At 72.8% G+C, this 15,401-nt stretch carries 16 protein-coding genes; 5 read left to right on the forward strand and 11 right to left on the reverse strand.

Annotated features, from left to right (window positions below; genetic code table 11):
• The first annotated feature begins 6 nt into the window (after nucleotides 1-6).
• Both ACLQ2R_RS01780 and ACLQ2R_RS01785 read left to right on the forward strand, forming a co-directional pair.
• Nucleotides 7-672, forward strand: coding sequence for an SDR family NAD(P)-dependent oxidoreductase (locus ACLQ2R_RS01780; protein WP_425957483.1), 666 nt, complete (start codon nucleotides 7-9; stop codon nucleotides 670-672).
• A gap of 32 nt (nucleotides 673-704) precedes the next feature.
• Nucleotides 705-1,898: an S-adenosylmethionine:tRNA ribosyltransferase-isomerase gene (locus ACLQ2R_RS01785; protein WP_425958149.1), complete on the forward strand. Its 1,194-nt coding sequence runs from the start codon at nucleotides 705-707 to the stop codon at nucleotides 1,896-1,898.
• 200 nt (nucleotides 1,899-2,098) lie between these two features.
• On the opposite strand, the gene ACLQ2R_RS01790 is transcribed toward ACLQ2R_RS01785, so the two are convergent.
• The 4 genes from ACLQ2R_RS01790 to ACLQ2R_RS01805 form a co-directional block, all read right to left on the reverse strand.
• Nucleotides 2,099-2,986 carry a VOC family protein gene (locus ACLQ2R_RS01790; protein WP_425957484.1) on the reverse strand — a complete coding sequence of 296 codons (888 nt, stop codon included), beginning with the start codon at nucleotides 2,984-2,986 and terminating at the stop codon, nucleotides 2,099-2,101.
• A gap of 128 nt (nucleotides 2,987-3,114) precedes the next feature.
• Nucleotides 3,115-3,408, reverse strand: coding sequence for a Dabb family protein (locus ACLQ2R_RS01795; protein WP_425957485.1), 294 nt, complete (start codon nucleotides 3,406-3,408; stop codon nucleotides 3,115-3,117).
• Complete coding sequence (locus tag ACLQ2R_RS01800; protein ID WP_425957486.1) at nucleotides 3,408-3,989, reverse strand: aromatic-ring-hydroxylating dioxygenase subunit beta; 582 nt, start codon at nucleotides 3,987-3,989, stop codon at nucleotides 3,408-3,410. Before ACLQ2R_RS01800 ends, ACLQ2R_RS01795 begins: the two co-directional genes overlap by 1 nt.
• A 4-nt stretch (nucleotides 3,990-3,993) precedes the next feature.
• On the reverse strand, nucleotides 3,994-5,289 hold the full coding sequence (locus tag ACLQ2R_RS01805) for an aromatic ring-hydroxylating oxygenase subunit alpha (protein ID WP_425957487.1): 1,296 nt from the start codon (nucleotides 5,287-5,289) through the stop codon (nucleotides 3,994-3,996).
• Nucleotides 5,290-5,486: 197 nt separating this feature from the next.
• Here ACLQ2R_RS01805 and ACLQ2R_RS01810 point away from each other — a divergent pair, with 197 nt between their 5' ends.
• On the forward strand, nucleotides 5,487-6,590 hold the full coding sequence (locus ACLQ2R_RS01810; RefSeq protein ID WP_425957488.1) for an acetamidase/formamidase family protein: 1,104 nt from the start codon (nucleotides 5,487-5,489) through the stop codon (nucleotides 6,588-6,590).
• A 69-nt stretch (nucleotides 6,591-6,659) separates the two neighbouring features.
• Here ACLQ2R_RS01810 and ACLQ2R_RS01815 read toward each other — a convergent pair whose 3' ends face one another.
• The 7 genes from ACLQ2R_RS01815 to fdxA form a co-directional block, all read right to left on the reverse strand.
• Nucleotides 6,660-7,052: a cupin domain-containing protein gene (locus tag ACLQ2R_RS01815; protein WP_425957489.1), complete on the reverse strand. Its 393-nt coding sequence runs from the start codon at nucleotides 7,050-7,052 to the stop codon at nucleotides 6,660-6,662.
• On the reverse strand, nucleotides 7,034-7,909 hold the full coding sequence (locus tag ACLQ2R_RS01820; protein ID WP_425957490.1) for an aldolase/citrate lyase family protein: 876 nt from the start codon (nucleotides 7,907-7,909) through the stop codon (nucleotides 7,034-7,036). The genes ACLQ2R_RS01815 and ACLQ2R_RS01820 overlap by 19 nt, the downstream gene beginning before the upstream one ends.
• Nucleotides 7,906-9,063, reverse strand: coding sequence for an amidohydrolase family protein (locus tag ACLQ2R_RS01825; protein WP_425957491.1), 1,158 nt, complete (start codon nucleotides 9,061-9,063; stop codon nucleotides 7,906-7,908). The genes ACLQ2R_RS01820 and ACLQ2R_RS01825 overlap by 4 nt, the downstream gene beginning before the upstream one ends.
• Before the next feature lie 217 nt (nucleotides 9,064-9,280).
• Nucleotides 9,281-10,093, reverse strand: a complete 813-nt coding sequence (locus ACLQ2R_RS01830) for a fumarylacetoacetate hydrolase family protein (protein WP_425957492.1) — start codon at nucleotides 10,091-10,093, stop codon at nucleotides 9,281-9,283.
• 679 nt (nucleotides 10,094-10,772) lie between these two features.
• Nucleotides 10,773-11,684 carry an IclR family transcriptional regulator gene (locus ACLQ2R_RS01835; protein ID WP_425957493.1) on the reverse strand — a complete coding sequence of 304 codons (912 nt, stop codon included), beginning with the start codon at nucleotides 11,682-11,684 and terminating at the stop codon, nucleotides 10,773-10,775.
• A gap of 54 nt (nucleotides 11,685-11,738) precedes the next feature.
• Entirely contained in the window at nucleotides 11,739-12,752 is a 1,014-nt protein-coding gene (locus tag ACLQ2R_RS01840; RefSeq protein ID WP_425957494.1) for an NAD(P)/FAD-dependent oxidoreductase, read from the reverse strand.
• Nucleotides 12,749-13,066 (reverse strand): ferredoxin, encoded by a 318-nt coding sequence (gene fdxA / locus ACLQ2R_RS01845; protein WP_386239957.1) that lies wholly within the window; start codon nucleotides 13,064-13,066, stop codon nucleotides 12,749-12,751. The genes ACLQ2R_RS01840 and fdxA overlap by 4 nt, the downstream gene beginning before the upstream one ends.
• A 98-nt stretch (nucleotides 13,067-13,164) precedes the next feature.
• Between fdxA and ACLQ2R_RS01850 the strand changes: the two genes are divergently transcribed.
• Together ACLQ2R_RS01850 and ACLQ2R_RS01855 are read left to right on the forward strand one after the other, a co-directional pair.
• A complete protein-coding gene (locus ACLQ2R_RS01850) occupies nucleotides 13,165-14,445 on the forward strand; it encodes a hypothetical protein (RefSeq protein ID WP_425957495.1) in 1,281 nt (426 codons plus the stop codon).
• 107 nt (nucleotides 14,446-14,552) lie between these two features.
• A complete protein-coding gene (locus ACLQ2R_RS01855) occupies nucleotides 14,553-15,344 on the forward strand; it encodes an IclR family transcriptional regulator (protein ID WP_425957496.1) in 792 nt (263 codons plus the stop codon).
• Nucleotides 15,345-15,401: the final 57 nt, after the last annotated feature.

The following is a 15,401-nucleotide window of genomic DNA, read 5'->3' on the forward strand; positions in this document are numbered from 1 at the left end:
CGGGGTATGACGAAGACGGCACTCATCACCGGAGCCTCCCGCGGTCTCGGCCTGGCCCTGGCCCGTTCCCTGGCCGCCGACGGCTGGCGGCTCATCCTCACCGCGCGCGGCGAGGACGCGCTGCGCTCGGCCACCGGCGGCCTGGACGCCCTCGTCCTGGCGGGGGACGTCGCCGACCCCGCCCACCGGGACCGGCTGGCACGGGCCGCGGCGGAGGGCGGCGGGCTGGACCTGCTGGTCAACAACGCCTCGGGGCTGGGCCCCGTACCGCTGCCGCCGCTGGCCTCCTACCCGGTCGGCGCGCTCGGCGACCTGTTCGCGGTGAACGTGCTGGCCCCGCTGGCGCTGATCCAGGCGACCCTGCGCGGTCTCAGGGACCGGCGCGGCGCGGTCGTGAACGTCTCCTCCGACGCGGCGGTGGAGGCGTACGAGGGATGGGGCGGGTACGGCGCGACCAAGGCCGCCCTGGAGCGGCTCTCGCACGTGCTGGCCGTGGAGGAGCCGGGCGTCGCGGTCTGGTGGGTCGATCCTGGCGAGATGTCCACGGCCATGCTGGCCGACGCGGTCGGTCCCGGCGAGGCCGCGGCGGCGCCCGCCCCCGAGACCGTGGTGCCCACCCTGCTGCGGCTGATCGCCGAGCGCCCGGAGAGCGGGCGGGTGAGGCACGCGTGAGCGGGACGACGGGCACGCCCGTGACGGACGCCATGGCGGCGGGCTTCACGCTCCCGCCCGAGCTGGAGGCGCACGAACCGCCGGAGGCCCGGGGGCTGGCCCGCGACGGGGTGCGCCTGCTGGTCTCCGACCGTGACACGGGCCGGGTCGCCCACCACACGTTCACCGACCTGCCGGACCTGCTCGGCCCCGGCGACCTGCTGGTGGTCAACAACTCCGGTACGCTCCCGGCCGCGGTCCGGCTCGACCGCCTGGCGGTGCACTTCTCCACCGAACGCGAGGACGGGACCTGGCTGGTCGAGCTCCGCCGGCGCCGGGAGCCGGACGGTTCCGGAGCGGGGGGACTTCTCAGCGCCTCCGGCACACCTACTGCGTCCAATAAGTCCAATAGGTCAAACAAGTCCCACATGTCCAGCACGCCCGGTGGCTCTGGCGGCTTTGGTGACCCCGGTGGCCCTGGGTGGGCCGGTGAGCCCTACCGGGGCGGGGCGGCCGGGGAGTGGCTGCCGCTGCCCGGCGGGGCGACGCTGCGGCTGCTGGGGCGCGAGACGCCCCGGTTGTGGCGGGCGAGCCTGGACCGGGAGGTCACCGGTTACCTGCGCCGTCACGGCGTGCCGATCCGCTACTCCTACGTGGACCGGGACTGGCCCCTGGACGACTACCAGACCGTGTTCGGGGTACGGCCCGGCAGCGCGGAGATGCCCAGCGCGGGGCGGCCGTTCACCACCGCCCTGGTGACCTCGCTGGTGTCGCGCGGGGTCGGGATCGCGCCGATCACCCTGCACACCGGGGTGGCCTCCCCCGAGCGCGACGAGCCGCCCTTCCCCGAGTGGTTCGAGGTGCCCGGCCCCACCGCCCGCCAGGTGGAGCTCACGCGCGCGTCCGGCGGCCGGGTGATCGCGGTCGGCACGACCGTGGTCAGGGCGCTGGAGTCGGCCGTGGCGCCGGACGGCCGCCTCCGGGCGTCGAGCGGCCGGACCTCGCACCTGGTGACCCCCCAGACCGGGGTAAGGGCGGTCGACGGCCTGCTCACCGGCCTGCACGAGCCTCGCTCCAGCCACCTGCTGATGCTCTCGGCGATCGCCGGCCGCGACCTGCTCTCACGGTCGTACGCGGCGGCGCTCGCCGAGGGGTACCTCTGGCACGAGTTCGGCGACGTCCACCTCATCGCCGGCGGTCCGGCCAGTCAGTCACAAGGGGTTTCCAAGTGGGGAGCGCAAGGCTGAGGCCTGCACCCCACGGGAATCACCGGATCCCGGCCGGAGTAGGGAGATGCGCCGGCGTCCGCCGGCCTCGCCCTGGCCGGAGGCATACCGCTCCCCCCGGGAGCGCTTCCCGGTGCGCCCGCCTCTCCCGGCCGGCTCGTCGTCCGGCCCCACGTTCGACCGGCCCCGGGGTCCCTGAGGGGGGTGACCCGGGGCCGGTCCTAGAAGCGGCCCCAGTCGTCGGAGGCGGCGCGCCAGACGTCGATGTTGCGCGGGTCCACGGTCATCCTGCGCGGCCGGTGCGTCTCGTGCTCCTCGGGGGTGAGGACACGGTGGCCGTCGCACAGCTCGAACCTGGGCCCGTGTTTGGGGTCGAACAGGTAGAACGCGATCGAGGTGGAGGCGGAGTGGTTGACCATGTCCGAGGCGATCGGGACGTTCTTGTACAGGGCACGCGCCCTGCCGCGCATCACGTGGTCGAAGCTCTTCATCATGAAGCACAGGTGCGCGACGTAGTACTCCTCGTTGCGCTGGAGGGCGAGGCTGTGGTGGTAGCGGTCCTCGGCCCTCAGGAAGACGGTGACGTCCCCGACATGGTCGGAGGACTGGAAGCCGAGCACCCCGGTGTAGAAGGCCAGGCACTCGTCGTACTTGTCGGTGGCGATGAAGGGGTGCACCAGGTCGAGTGGGCGCAGCTCGATGAGCGGCGGCTCGGCGTACTCGTGGAACTCGGTGAACAGCTCGACGATCAGCCCGTTCGGGTCGCGCACGCCGAAGCCGCGCTCGCAGAGCGCCTTCATCCGGTCCTGTAGCGGGAGCACCTCCAGGCCCGCCGCGGTGACCCGTTCCCGCAGGTCGTCGAGGACCTCGCCGGACTCCACGCTGAAGCCGATCGCGACCGTCTGCGACACCTCCCTGCCGGGCTCGCTGAGCAGCTCCACGCAGTGGTGCTCGATGTCGGCGCGCAGGTAGGCGTGCTCGTCGTCGTGCTGTTCGAGCTGGAGACCCACGTGGTACTGCAGGAACTCGACGGTCGCGGCCATGTCGGGCACCGCGATCCGGGCGTACTCCATCCCGAACGGCGCCCGGCGGCGGGTGGCGGTTGTCATGGTGCTACCTCTTCCTTTTCCTTGTCGTTTCCGTGTCTCTCGTACGCGTCCGGTTCGGGTCGTTCGGGTCGTGCGGGTCGTTCGGTGCGGGTCGTGCGGGTTTTTCGGTGCGGGTCGTGCGGTCCCGGTCAGAAGGGGAAGCTGACGATGGCCTGCCGTTCGATCACCGGGCGCCAGCGCAGCCGCACGAACTCCTCGTGCGAGGAGCTGTTCAGGTAGCCCAGGAGGTCGGCCTCGGAGTCGAACTCGACGACGAAGCCGTGCGTCATGCTCGTGTCGCGGGTGCTGATGTTGGGGCCGCAGGCCCAGCCGCGCATGGCCGGGTACCTGCCGGGGAACGTCTCCAGCTCCGCCAGGACGGCCTCGGCCGCCTCGGCGGGCACGTCGGACCGGAAGCGGAAGAGCAGCACGTGTTTGATCATCAGAGGATGAAGCTCAGCCGTGCGCCCGCGTCCATGGCCTCCATGGCCGGGATCGCCCTGCGGAGCCGGAAGCGCAGTCCCTGCTCCTCGACGAGCAGGACGTGCTCGTAGCGGCCCACGTAGGTGTACGTCCCGCCGTCCCGGTAGCGGTGCACGATGAAGTTCGCCGCCACCCAGACCGTGTTCTCGCCCCGCTCCAGGATGATCACGTTGGAGATCATGCGGTGCGTCCTGGAGTGCGGGTTCTCCGCGTGCGCCTTGCGGCTCTTGAGGCGCTTGACCCTGGCCCTGATGAGGTCGTAGTCGTCGCACATGAAGGAGCCGCCCGAGGAGCTGTCCCAGCCCTTCCAGTCGGTGGTGGCCACCTCCAGCCGCCCGCCCTCCTCGAAGAGGGTGAACCACTCGTCCATGCGCCACTCGTCGAGCAGCTGGGCCTCCCGGTAGAGGAAGTCCTCCACCTCGGGCCGGGTGATGATCCTGCCGCCCACGACGTTCTCCTTCGATTCCGACGGTTCCGACGACTGCCCCGTCCGCTCCGGCCCCTCGGAGCGTTCCATCCGCTCCGTCCGCTCCGTGCTCACCGGTTCAGTCCCTGCCCGCGACCGAGGCCCAGTGCCGCCAGAAGCTGCGCATCGCGCCCTCGTCGATGGAGCGGCCCTGGTTGCCCTCGCGCTCGTTGGCCATGCCGCGCGACATGTCGCTCCAGTCGAAGCGGGGGTCGGCCGAGTCCGCGGTCGCCTCGATCCCGCGCTGCACCGCCTCGTACGCCTCGATGTCGTCCGGGGTGGCCAGTCCGCCGGGACCGACGAAGCTGACCATCGTCTTGATCCGCAGCGCCCGTACCTCGGCCGGCTCGTCCGCCTCGACGAACTGCCAGGCCCGCACGTCGGTCCGGTCCGGGGCGACCGGTTCGAGCTGGCGGATGGTCAGCGCCTCCAGGTCGAACAACAGCAGGTTGGGGAAGACGAAGAGGATCCGGCTGGCGTCGGCGATCTCGGCGGCGAGCTCGGAGCCCAGCCGGTCCACCATCTCCTCGCGCTTGGCGACCGTCCGCTCCCGCTCGGTCTCGCCGAACCTCGGCTCCCAGACCATCCCGATCCGCCCGTTGTGGCCGGTCAGGATGAGCAGGCCGTGGCCGCCGCCCAGGTCGTAGGCGTACTGGTCGTCGTCGGTGACGGCGAAGCCGGTCTCGCGCAGGTAGCCCACGAAGGTGTTGTGGGTCGGGGCGAAGTGGTAGCCGTCCATCGCGTTCTCGACGGCGAGCTTCCAGTTGCCCTTGACCGAGTACAGCTGCACGCCGGGCACGGTCTCCATGCCCGCCGGGCCGATCCTGGCGGTCAGCGACATGTAGTGGGCGGCCTTGCCGAGGTGGGTCAGCAGGTCGGGCACGCCGGGGTCGAAGGCGATGAAGACGAAGCCCTCGTGGCTCGCGATCCTGGGCACCGAGCGGAGCCTCATGCGCTCGCGGAAGCCGTCCACGTCGGCGTAGGCGTCGTCGCCGGGCAGGGCCGCCAGGTCGCCGGAGTTGCTGAACGCCCAGGCGTGGTAGAAGCACTGGAAGAACTTGGTGTTGCCCTCGCTGAAGCGGCACAGCACCGTGCCCCGGTGGGTGCAGGCGTTGAGGAAGACCTGGATCTCGCCGGAGGAGTCACGGCAGAAGATCAGCGGACGCCCGCCGAGGGTCCTGGTCCTGAAGTCGCCCGGCTTGGGGATCTCCGTCTCGTGGCCCAGGTAGAGCCAGGTGTGCCCCCAGATGCGGGACGTCTCGGCCTGGAAGACCTCCGGGGAGCGGTAGGCGGACCGGTGCACCCGGAACGAGAGCTCCTCCCCGTTCTCCTCCACGAGAGAGGCGATCGGATGTCCCTGTGTCAGCTCCGTCATCGCGGCGCCCAGCCTTCCTGCGGATCTTGAACGAGAATTCGAGATGGCATCTCGCTATGTGATGCTGCTACCGCGCCTTCCCGGTGTCAAGTGCGAGCCGGCAGGCCGAAATGTTCGGTTACTCCCCGTTAACGGCGACGCAACACCCGTGGGGTTCTCTCAGCCGGTGACAGCGTCGTATCCCCCGTGGAGGGACAATGCTCCAGCCGAAGATCGGCCGCATCGATGGTTCGCACTACCTCCCCACCAGCTCAGACACTAGCCTCTGGGGTCTGCTGCCCAACCGCGACCACCTGCCCGTGCTCCGCGTCGCCTCCGGCGAGACCGTGACGATCGACACGCTGAGTCACGAGGGCATCCTGGAGGACCAGGGCCGCGACCCGGACGCCTACCTCGCCGGGTTCGGCGTCGGCGCGGACCGGATTCTCGCCGACGCGCGCGAGCTCGCCGCCTCCGGAATCCCCCACGACTACGACAACGACGGCCCCCACGTGGTGACCGGGCCGATCTCGGTCGCCGGCGCCGAACCCGGCGACGTGCTCCGGGTGGACGTGCTGAGCCTGCTGATCCGGGCGCCGTACGGGTTCGTCAGCAGCCGGCACGGTTACGGCGCGCTGCCCGGGGAGTTCCCCGAGACCCCGGCCGACACCGGCCCGCGCCCGGACGGGACCCGCGAGTACAACAGCGTCTGCGTCTTCACCGAGGTCGTCGAGGAGGCCGGGCGCCTGCACGGCGTCATCCCGTTCGGCCGGGGACGGTCGGCGCGTTTCCCGCTCGCGCCGTTCCTGGGCCTGATGGGGGTGGCCTCCGACACCTCCGAGCCGGTCCACTCGGTGCCGCCCGGCGCCTTCGGCGGCAACCTCGACATCAACGAGCTCCAGGTCGGATCGAGCCTGTACCTGCCGGTCCAGGTCCCCGGCGCCGGTTTCTACGCCGGGGACCCGCACTACGCGCAAGGGGACGGCGAGGTCGCGCTGACCGCGCTGGAGGCGCCGCTGCGCGCCACGCTGCGCCTGTCGGTGATCCCCGCCGCCCAGGCCAGGACGCTCCTGGGCGCGCTGGAGGAGCCCTTCGCCGAGACCGCCACCCACTGGCTCCCGCTCGGCCTGCACGCCGACCTCGACGAGGCCGTGCGCCGCGCCGTACGGGCCGCCGTGGGCTTCCTGGAGCGCACCCAGGGGATGGAGCGGCCGAGGGCCCTGGCCTACCTCAGCGCGGCGGCCGACTTCGAGGTCAGCCAGGTCGTCGACCAGGTCAAGGGAGTGCACTGCATGATCAGGAAGGCCGACTTCGGACTGTGACCCCCGCTGCGCCGTCTTCCGGCCGTGACCCCCGCCGCACCGGCTTCGGGTGTGACTCCCGTCGTGCCGTCAGCTCCCGGGCAGCCAGACCGCGTCCTGGAAGTCCGCGCGCGGCGGGCTGAACACGTCGACGTTGACGCACGGGCCCTCGGTGGGCTCGACGTAGTGCTCGGCGCCCCGGGGGACCAGCAGCATCGACCCGGCCGACATCGCGTGCGGCACGCCGTCGACGTAGTAGTCGCACCTGCCCCGAAGGATCAGTACGAGCTGGTCGAAGTCGTCGTGGTGGTGCGGGTTGAGCGTCATGCCGACGGCCAGCTCGTGCCAGGCCAGCATGACCTCGTCGGTGGAGTACACCTTGCGGGAGACCCCGGGCCGGATCACGGTCGCGGGGATGTCGTCCCAGTTGACCGCGATGCCGTGGAGCAGCGGGCTGAAGCCGGTCATTGCGTTTCCTTCCATCGATGGATCGTCTCGCGCAGGGCCGAGCCGAGGAGTTGCACGTCGGAGCCGACGACGAGGTAGCGAGCGGCGCCCAGGCCGCTGCCGGTGAGCAGCGCCTCGTCGGCGCGGGCGATCCAGCCGCCCGGCGCCACCCCGGCGGACAGGGCCGCGGCGACGATCTCCTCGACCCTCGCGCGCAGCGCCCCGGGACCGGGAAGCCCCATGCCGACCGCCAGGTCGGTGGTGCCGACGAAGGCCACGTCCAGGCCGCCCACCAGTTCCTCCACCGGGTCGCGGGTGGTGGCGGTCTCGATCTGCCCCACGAGCAGCGGGGGGTCCTCCGCCTCGGCCGCCAGGTAGGCCGCCAGGTCCATCGCGCCGAAACCCGCGGCGGGATGCGACAGGCTCACGCTCCGCCGCCCGTGGGGGGCGTAGCGGGCCGCGTCGGCCAGGGCCGCGGCCTCGGCGACGGCGGTCAGCGTGGAGAGCTGGAGCCCGGCCGCGCCCGCCTCCAGCACCCTGTTGATCAGCGCCGGGTCCACGGAGGGCACCCGCACCAGGGCCGGGAGGCCCGTCGCGGCGGCGTGCCGGACGAGCCCGAGCGCGGTCGCCTCCGGCAGCGAGGAGTGCTCCAGGTCCACGACGACGAAGTCGAACCCGGCCTGCCGGGCGAGGTCCACGCAGTCGACGGTCGGCAGCTTGACGAACGTGCCGACCACCCGGTCCCCGCCGGCCAGCGCGTCCCGCAGCCTCCGCCGCAGCGCGGCGGCCCCCGTCGCCGGGGCGACCGGCGACCGGGGCGCCGGTCCCGGGGCGGCCGGCTCCGGGAACGGGGCTTCCGAGGACGGCGCGGCCGGTCCGGGGGCGCCGGTCACCGGTCCTGGTCCAGGCCACGCCACGGCGTCGTCTCCACGCGCCGCCCGTGGTGCAGGACGAGCGCGGGCTCCAGCCTGGTGGCCGTGATCGAGTTGCCGGAGGCGTCGGGCAGGGTCGTCTCGGGGGTGTCCTCCAGCACCGTGACGTGCGCGGGGCCGCCCTCGGCCAGGGTGCCGTACCCTTCCGCGTCCAGGCCGAGCAGCCGGGCGGGGGCGATGGTCATCCGCGGCACGATCTCGTCCATGGTCATGCCCAGCGCGCGCAGCTTGGCCGCGCTGGTGACCAGGTCGAAGACCGGCCCGCGCCAGTTGCGCGCGCTGGTGTCGGAGGTGAGCAGGTCGGGCAGGAACCCGTCGGCGATCGCCTTCCTGGCGACCTCGAAGCTGAGGTTGCTCCTGCCGTGGGCGCTGTCGAAGAGCACCCCGCGGGCCCGCGCCTCCCGCACCTCGGCGATGACCCTCTCGCCGTCGAGGATGCCGTGCGGCTTGCCGGTGTAGCAGTGGGCGACGACGTCCCCGGCGCGGAGCAGCCCGAGCACCTCGGGCAGGGGCTCCTCGGTCTCGCCGATGTGGACCATCAGCGGCAGCCCCGCGTCGGCCGCGAGCGCGAGGGAGGTCTTGAGCAGCGAACGCCAGGCGGAGCCGACGACATCCTCGGAGAGACGGATCTTGAAGCCTCGGACCACGCCCGGGTTCTCCGCCGCGACGGCCAGCGCGTCCTCGGGGACCAGCGTGGCGGGGTTGAGCAGCTCGCCGAAGCGGAAGTCGATGAGCCCGAGCACCGAGACGTTGAGGAAGTTGACGAGCCGCATCTCGGCGGGCTGGACGACGTACCGGTCGAAGGCGGCGAAGGTCGAGGCGCCGACCGTACCGGCGTCGGCGGCGGCGACCACTCCCCGGCGCAGGTGGGCCTCGTCCGGCGGGGCGCCGACCTTCGAGACGTTCTCGAAGACGTGGGTGTGCCCCTCGACCAGGCCCGGCAGGACCCACTTGCCCGCGCAGTCGACGACCTCGGCGCCCTGGGCGGCCAGCGAGGGCGCGATGCGTGTCACCTTGTCCCCGGTCACGGCCACGTCGGTGACCGAGTGGGTGCCCGCCACGGGGTCGAAGACGGTGCCACCGGACAGGACCAGGTCGTATGCAGTCTCGGTCATCTCTTGCTCTTTCGGTTCTGAGGGGCCCTGGGGGCCGGATTCTGGGGCCCGAGGGCTCTGGAGGACGTGCGGGGGGCGGCGCGGGTGGGGCGGCACCGGCTGTGGGCGGGTTCCGGGGGACGGACCCCGGAGGTGGATTCCGCGGGGCTCCGGACGGAGATTCCGGGGGCCCCGGAAGCGGGTTCCCGGGACGGGGGCGTCAGGCGGGGGCGGGGTTTCAGCGGAACCGGGTGCGCAGCGGCAGCACCCCCGCGACGGACACCTCGACCTCGTCGCCGGGGCACAGGAAGACCTCGCGGTCCTGCCCCGTGCCGGCGGGGGTGCCGGTCAGCACCACGTCCCCGGGCTCCAGGACGGCGAAGCGGGAGATCGTGGCCAGCAGCTCGGGCACCGCGAAGATCAGCGCCTCGGTGCTCGCGTCCTGCCGTACGGTCCCGTTCACGCTGGTCCGTACGGCGATGTCCGTGGGGTCCTCGACCGTGGACAGGTCCAGCACGGAGGCGCCGAGCGCCCCGAAACCGGGAAAGCTCTTGGCCAGGGTGGGCGTCGCCGTGGCGACCATGACGTCGCGCGCGGTCATGTCGTTGGCCGCGGTGACCCCGGCGAGGTGCTCCCACACCTGGTCGGGGGCGACCCGGCACATCCGCCGCCCCACCACGAAGGCCACCTCGCCCTCGTAGTCCACCTGGCTGGAACGGTCGCTCGGCAGCTCCACCTCCGCCCCCGGCGCCGACACGGCCGACGGCGATCTCAGGAAGAGGATGGGGGTGGCCGGGATCGGCCGGCCGGTGAGCCGGGCCTTGCAGCGGTAGTTGAGTCCCACGCCCCAGATCGCGCGGGAACCGCGCAGCGGGGGCAGGAGCCCTTCGAGGGAGACCCTGCCCACCTCCCGCGCGGCCCGCGCCGGCGCGAAGCCCTCGCCCGCGGCGAGCATGGCCGACACGTCGCCGAAGGGCAGGTCGAGCAGGATCGCGTCGTCGCCGTCGTCGGCCAGGCGGGCCAGGCCCCCGGGGGTCGCCAGCAGGTTCACGCGCCGGCCTCCGGCGACCGGTCCCGCCGCTCCCGGCGGCCACCGGCCATGACAGGGAGGACCGCCGGGCGGGCCCGGCCGGTTCCCGTACGTCGCATACCCATGTCTGCTCCTACTCCCGCGCCGACCCGGCGCGGAGGGGCGACGGGGTTCTCAGGGGGCGCTCTCGTCGAGACGCCGGCGTCTCACCGGTGGCGGGATCTCCCGCCGCCGTACCAGGTCGTTCAGGCGTCACGAACGTACGAGGAAGGTTCACCGCGTGTCAAGATGCGGAATCACATCTCGCATTGCGTCATGGTACGGCCGTGTTTCCATCCGGCGCACGTCCGGCGTTCTCATGACGGCAGGGCCGCGACCAGTGAGAACGCCCCACGGCGACTCCGGAGCCCCGGAACGGCCCTGCTGGAAGAGTCCACTTCCGGGCGGCCGGCAGCACACCCGGGAACGGGCCGGACCGCACAGAAGCACAGGGCGGCCCGGGAGGCGGGACGGTCCCGGGAGGACCTGAAGCGAGAGGTGCGGCCCAACCAGAAGATCACGGGCGCGAACAGAAGCCCGGACGGGCCCCGGCGACGCGAGCCCGAGACGGGACGCCCGAGGCGGGACCTCCACGGGCCGGCGAGGGGCATGCCACCGGGACACGCGGCGCCCCCGGGCCCGCGAACCGGCCCCGTGCCGTTCAGTCCGGTCGTGTGCCGCCCAGGTCGCGCGAGAGGTCTCGTGCCACCCTCAGCAGCGCGGCGGCGGCCTGCGGCTCCCGGTCGCCCGCGAGGGAGGCCACCGTGCCGACGACCGCCATCGCGGCGACCACCTGGTCACCCTCGAAGATCGGCGACGCGAGCACGTGCACCCCGTGGTCCACCGGCGAGTTGACCGCCACCCCGCTCCGCCGGACCTCTTTCAGGAGCTCGCGCAGCTCGGCGGAGGCCCGCAGCCGCCGGGCGAGCCCCGGGACCTCGCCGGCGGGCAGGTAGGCGCTGAACACCCTGCCCTGGGCCGAGCGCACCACGTCGAGCTGCGAGCCGGTGCGGACGCTCAGCCGGACGTCGCCGATCGTGTTGTCCACGCAGCCGACCACCACCGGGCACTCGCCGTTCCAGACGCTGAGCACGACCGTCTGGTTGATCTCGCGCATCAGCAGTTCGAGGTAGGGCTCGGCGGCGGCGGCGATCGGCAGCCCCGCCCTGGCCGCGGCCTCCAGCCCGAGAAGCTGGGGGCCGAGCGAGTAGGTCGCGCTGCGCGCGTCGTAGCGCAGCAGGTTGGCCGCCCGCAGCGCCCTGGCGTACCGGTGGGCGGTGGGCTTGCTGACCCCCAGCCGCGCGGTGATCTCGTTGAGGCTCAGCCGGGGACGCTCGACGGTGAAACCGCTCAGGATCAGCGCGGCGCGCCGCACCGTCTGGATGGCGGGCACATCGTCGGGAACGCCTTCGGGAACGCCTTCGGGGACGTTCCCGGGAATCTCCTCGGGGACGACGTTCCCGGAGCCGTCGGCGGGGACGACCCCCGGCACCGCCGCGGCACCGCTCGCGGGCGCGCCGGCGGGCATCCTGTCGGCCACGCCCGTGTCGCCGAGCCGTGCCTGCTCCGCCATGCCGACTCCTCCGCACGAACCGTCCGTTGGATCGGACTCTACCGACTCGGGAACTCAGGCCGCGTCAGAGGAATGACCGGGTGCGGTGCCGAGGGCCGGATTCACCAGCGGCGCGAGATTGTTGACCGCGGCGGCGGCCTCGCCGAACCCCACGGAGATCAACCTGACCTTGCCGTCGTAGTCGCTGATGTCCCCGGCGGCGAACACCCGGGGCAGGTTCGTCCGCATCGACCGGTCGACCAGCACGTGTCTCCTGCGCAGCTCCAGCCCCCACTTCTGGACCGGCCCGAGGTCGGCGATGAAGCCGAGCGCCGCGACCACCGTCTGTGCGGGGAGGGTGAGGCGGCCGTCCCGGTCGCCCTGATCCCCCTGGGCAGCCCCGCCCGCGACACCGACCCTGTCCACGACGACCTCGTCGACCAGGTGCTCGCCGCCGATCCCCGTGACCTCGTACGGCGTCAGCACCCGCACCGACGACGAGCGCAGCGTGGCGACGCTGCGCTCGTGCGCCCGGAAGGCGGGCCTGCGGTGCACGAGCGTCACCGAGCGCGCCAGCGGTTCCAGGGCCAGGGCCCAGTCCACCGCCGAGTCGCCGCCGCCGACCACCACCACGTCGTGGCCGGCCACGTCGTCGAGCCTGCGGACGAAGTAGCGCAGCCCCCGGCCAAGGTAGTCCTCGCCCACGGGAAGCTCGCGCGGGGTGAAGGTGCCGATGCCGCCGGTGAGCAGCATGGCCTTGGCCCGCACCTCGGTGCCCGCGTCGGTGACGACCTCCACGGAGTCCTCGTGGTGCCGCAGTTCGACGGCGCCCTCTCCCAGCAGCAGGACCGGGTTCGCCTGCGCGGCCTGGGCCACCAGGTCGTCCACCAGGCGCTGGCCTTTGACCGCGGGGAACCCGGCGACGTCGAAGATCTCCTTCTCCGGGTAGAGCGCCGAGATCTGCCCGCCGGGCTCGGGCAGCGAGTCGATCACGGCCACGGACATGCCGCGGAAGCCCGCGTAGTAGGCGCCGTACAGGCCCGACGGGCCCGCACCGACGATCACCAGATCGACGTCGTACGCCGTCATGACCCGCCACCGGGCGGCACGGCGGCGGGATGGTCGCTCCCGGTGCGGCCCACCTTCCTGGCGCCTCCGGGCGAGCCCAGGTCGGCGAAGAACTCGGCGTTGATGCCGGCGAACCTGGCCGCCTCGGGCGGGAGATCGTCCTCGTGGAAGATGGACGTCACCGGGCAGACCGGCTCGCACCGGCCGCAGTCGACGCACTCGTCGGGCTGGATGTACATCATCCGGTCGCCCTCGTAGATGCAGTCGACCGGGCACTCCTCGACACACGACCTGTCCTGCACGTCCACACACGCGTCTGTCACGACGTAGACCATCAGTCCTCCCTCGTCGTCAACGTGGGGGAACAGTAGGAGCCTGTCACGCGCATTGTCAATATGCGAGATGGCGTCTTGCATGGAGTTAACATGGGGGCATGACGAGCGATGCCCTGCGACGCCTCCGGCAGGCCACCGCCTCGGCGATCTCCAGCGAGGCGGTCGTCGAGGCGATCCAGGTGATGTCCGCCGGCCCCAGCCCGCGAGGCGCCGAGCGCGCGACCGCGGCCCGGCTGGCCGTGTGGGCGCGGGACCGCTGGCCCCGGCTCCCCTGGAACATGGAGGCGGTCGGCCCCGAGGGGACGAACCTCACCTCCACCGCGGGCGGCTCCGGGCCCGAGCTGCTCGTCTACTCCCACCTGGACACCTCGCTCTCCGGCGAGGCCGGGCACGACCGGTGGGCGACCGGCCTGGACGGGCCGGTCGCCCCGCTCGCCCTCGACCCGGCCTCGGGCCTGCTGTCCGGTTTCGGGCTCGGCGTCGCCCGGGCACCGGCCGCCGCCGCGTTGGTGGGGTACGCGGCCGCCGCCTCAGCCCTGCGGCGCGAGGGCCTGCCGCACCGCCTCTGCCTGCTCCTGGCCTCGGCCGGTACGCACTCCTCGCCCTTCGCGCCCGGCCCCGTGAGGGCGACGGGCATCGAGGAGTACCTGCGGTCGCACCCGCTGCCCGCGGCCGCCGTCGTCGCCAAGTGCGGCCCGCCCGGCGTCCTGCACGAGGAACCCGGGGCGATCTTCCTCCGGGTGCGGCTGGGCGCCGCCTACCGGCCGGTGCTGGCCAGGGACGCCGACGGCGGCCTCCTGGCCGGCCTGGGGACCGTCGTGGCGATCCTGGAGTCCTGGCGCGTCGAGCACCTGGCGGCCAGGGACGTCCCCGGGCGCCAGCTCGCCGCCGAGGCGGGCATCGGCGCGATCCGGGGCGGCCTGCCGGAGAAGCCCGACCTGCTGCCGGGCGTGGTGGAGCTCCACCTCTACCTGACCACCGTCCCGGGCGACGATCCCGGCGAGATCGCCCGGACCGTACTGGCCCGCTTGCGGGCCGGTGTCCCCGGCGGGCCGTCCGGCCCCCGGGTGAGCGTGGACGCGTGGATGGCCCACCCGGCAGGGAGCACCGCCCCGGACGCCCCGGTGATCCGCCACGCGACCGCCGCCTGGCAGGACGAGCACGGCGACCCTCCGCGGGCGATCACCGGCTGGAAGGGCTCGACGGACGGGGTGGTGCTGCGCGGTCACGGGACCCCGACCGCCCGGGTGGGCCCGGCCTCCGCGCCCGACCCGGCCGACCCCCGGCGGGACGTCTTCGACCCGCAGGTGCTGGCGCGCTTCGCCCGCCTGTACGCCGGAATCGCCCTCAGGCACGCCATCGGCGTCGCCGGGAGGTGAGCCCCGCCAGGGCATCGACATCAGACGTTTTGGATGACAGGATGCTGTCTCGCAATGCAAAATGTTTGCCCGGCGCCGGGCCTGCAGACCTGAACCGAGGGAACGACATGGGTGACGACAGCGCGCCTGGCCGGCAGGGCGCCGCGGGCGAGAACAGAACCCCGGCGATCCAGACCGTCCAGCGGGCCGCGATGATCCTCAGCGCGTTCACGGTGAGCCGGCCCCACCTGACCCTCAACCAGCTCACCGCGAGCCTGGGCACCAGCAAGGCCACCGCACATCGATACACCAAGGCCCTGCGGGAGAGCAACCTGCTGCGCTACGACGAGCGCGAGGCGCTGTACTCCCTGGGCCCCCAGATCCTCACCCTCTCCGCCGCCGCCCGCGTCGGCATGCCGGTCATCGGCATCGCCGGCCCGTACATGCAGCGGCTGGTCAGGGAGATCGACGAGACCGTGGTCCTGAGCGTCTGGGACGGCGACACCGCCGTGGTGGTGCGCGTCGACGACAACACCGACCGCACCATACGGGTCAGCGTGCGGATGGGCTCGCGCCTGTCGCGGACCGAGTCGGCCCAGGGCCGCGTCTTCTGCGCGTTCCTGCCCTCCGACGAGGTGCCCGGCCTCCAGGAGCAGCTCGACGCCTCCCCCGAGCTCCACCACGAGCTGGTGAAGATCCGCCAGGACGACATCTCGGCCAACACCCCGTCCGTCAACGGCGTGCGCAGCATCGCCTCACCGGTCTTCCGCGGCTCGGTCCTGCTGGCCGCCATGGCGATCGTCGGCACCACCTCCTCGGTGCCGGGGGGCACCCACTCCCCGCTCGCCGAGGCCCTCAAGCGGACCGCCGCCGAGGTGACCGCGGAACTGGGCCGGGAACGGACGCTTCCGGACGGGTGACCGCCCGGCGGGGAGCGGACGTCCGGATGGTGAACCACATTCACGGCCCGATTCGGA

This window comes from Streptosporangium sp. DT93 (assembly GCF_049844535.1).
Taxonomy (GTDB): domain Bacteria; phylum Actinomycetota; class Actinomycetes; order Streptosporangiales; family Streptosporangiaceae; genus Streptosporangium.

Bases quoted from the DNA above. Each gene is read 5' to 3' on its own strand.
- ACLQ2R_RS01780 (WP_425957483.1), top strand. From the start codon at position 7: ATGACGAAGACGGCACTCATCACCGGAGCCTCCCGCGGTCTCGGCCTG.
- ACLQ2R_RS01835 (WP_425957493.1), bottom strand. From the start codon at position 11,684: ATGGCGGAGCAGGCACGGCTCGGCGACACGGGCGTGGCCGACAGGATG.
- fdxA (WP_386239957.1), bottom strand. From the start codon at position 13,066: ATGGTCTACGTCGTGACAGACGCGTGTGTGGACGTGCAGGACAGGTCG.
- ACLQ2R_RS01785 (WP_425958149.1), top strand. From the start codon at position 705: ATGGCGGCGGGCTTCACGCTCCCGCCCGAGCTGGAGGCGCACGAACCG.
- ACLQ2R_RS01825 (WP_425957491.1), bottom strand. From the start codon at position 9,063: ATGACCGAGACTGCATACGACCTGGTCCTGTCCGGTGGCACCGTCTTC.
- ACLQ2R_RS01850 (WP_425957495.1), top strand. From the start codon at position 13,165: ATGACGAGCGATGCCCTGCGACGCCTCCGGCAGGCCACCGCCTCGGCG.
- ACLQ2R_RS01840 (WP_425957494.1), bottom strand. From the start codon at position 12,752: ATGACGGCGTACGACGTCGATCTGGTGATCGTCGGTGCGGGCCCGTCG.
- ACLQ2R_RS01790 (WP_425957484.1), bottom strand. From the start codon at position 2,986: ATGACAACCGCCACCCGCCGCCGGGCGCCGTTCGGGATGGAGTACGCC.
- ACLQ2R_RS01855 (WP_425957496.1), top strand. From the start codon at position 14,553: ATGGGTGACGACAGCGCGCCTGGCCGGCAGGGCGCCGCGGGCGAGAAC.
- ACLQ2R_RS01805 (WP_425957487.1), bottom strand. From the start codon at position 5,289: ATGACGGAGCTGACACAGGGACATCCGATCGCCTCTCTCGTGGAGGAG.
- ACLQ2R_RS01810 (WP_425957488.1), top strand. From the start codon at position 5,487: ATGCTCCAGCCGAAGATCGGCCGCATCGATGGTTCGCACTACCTCCCC.
- ACLQ2R_RS01795 (WP_425957485.1), bottom strand. From the start codon at position 3,408: ATGATCAAACACGTGCTGCTCTTCCGCTTCCGGTCCGACGTGCCCGCC.
- ACLQ2R_RS01815 (WP_425957489.1), bottom strand. From the start codon at position 7,052: ATGGAAGGAAACGCAATGACCGGCTTCAGCCCGCTGCTCCACGGCATC.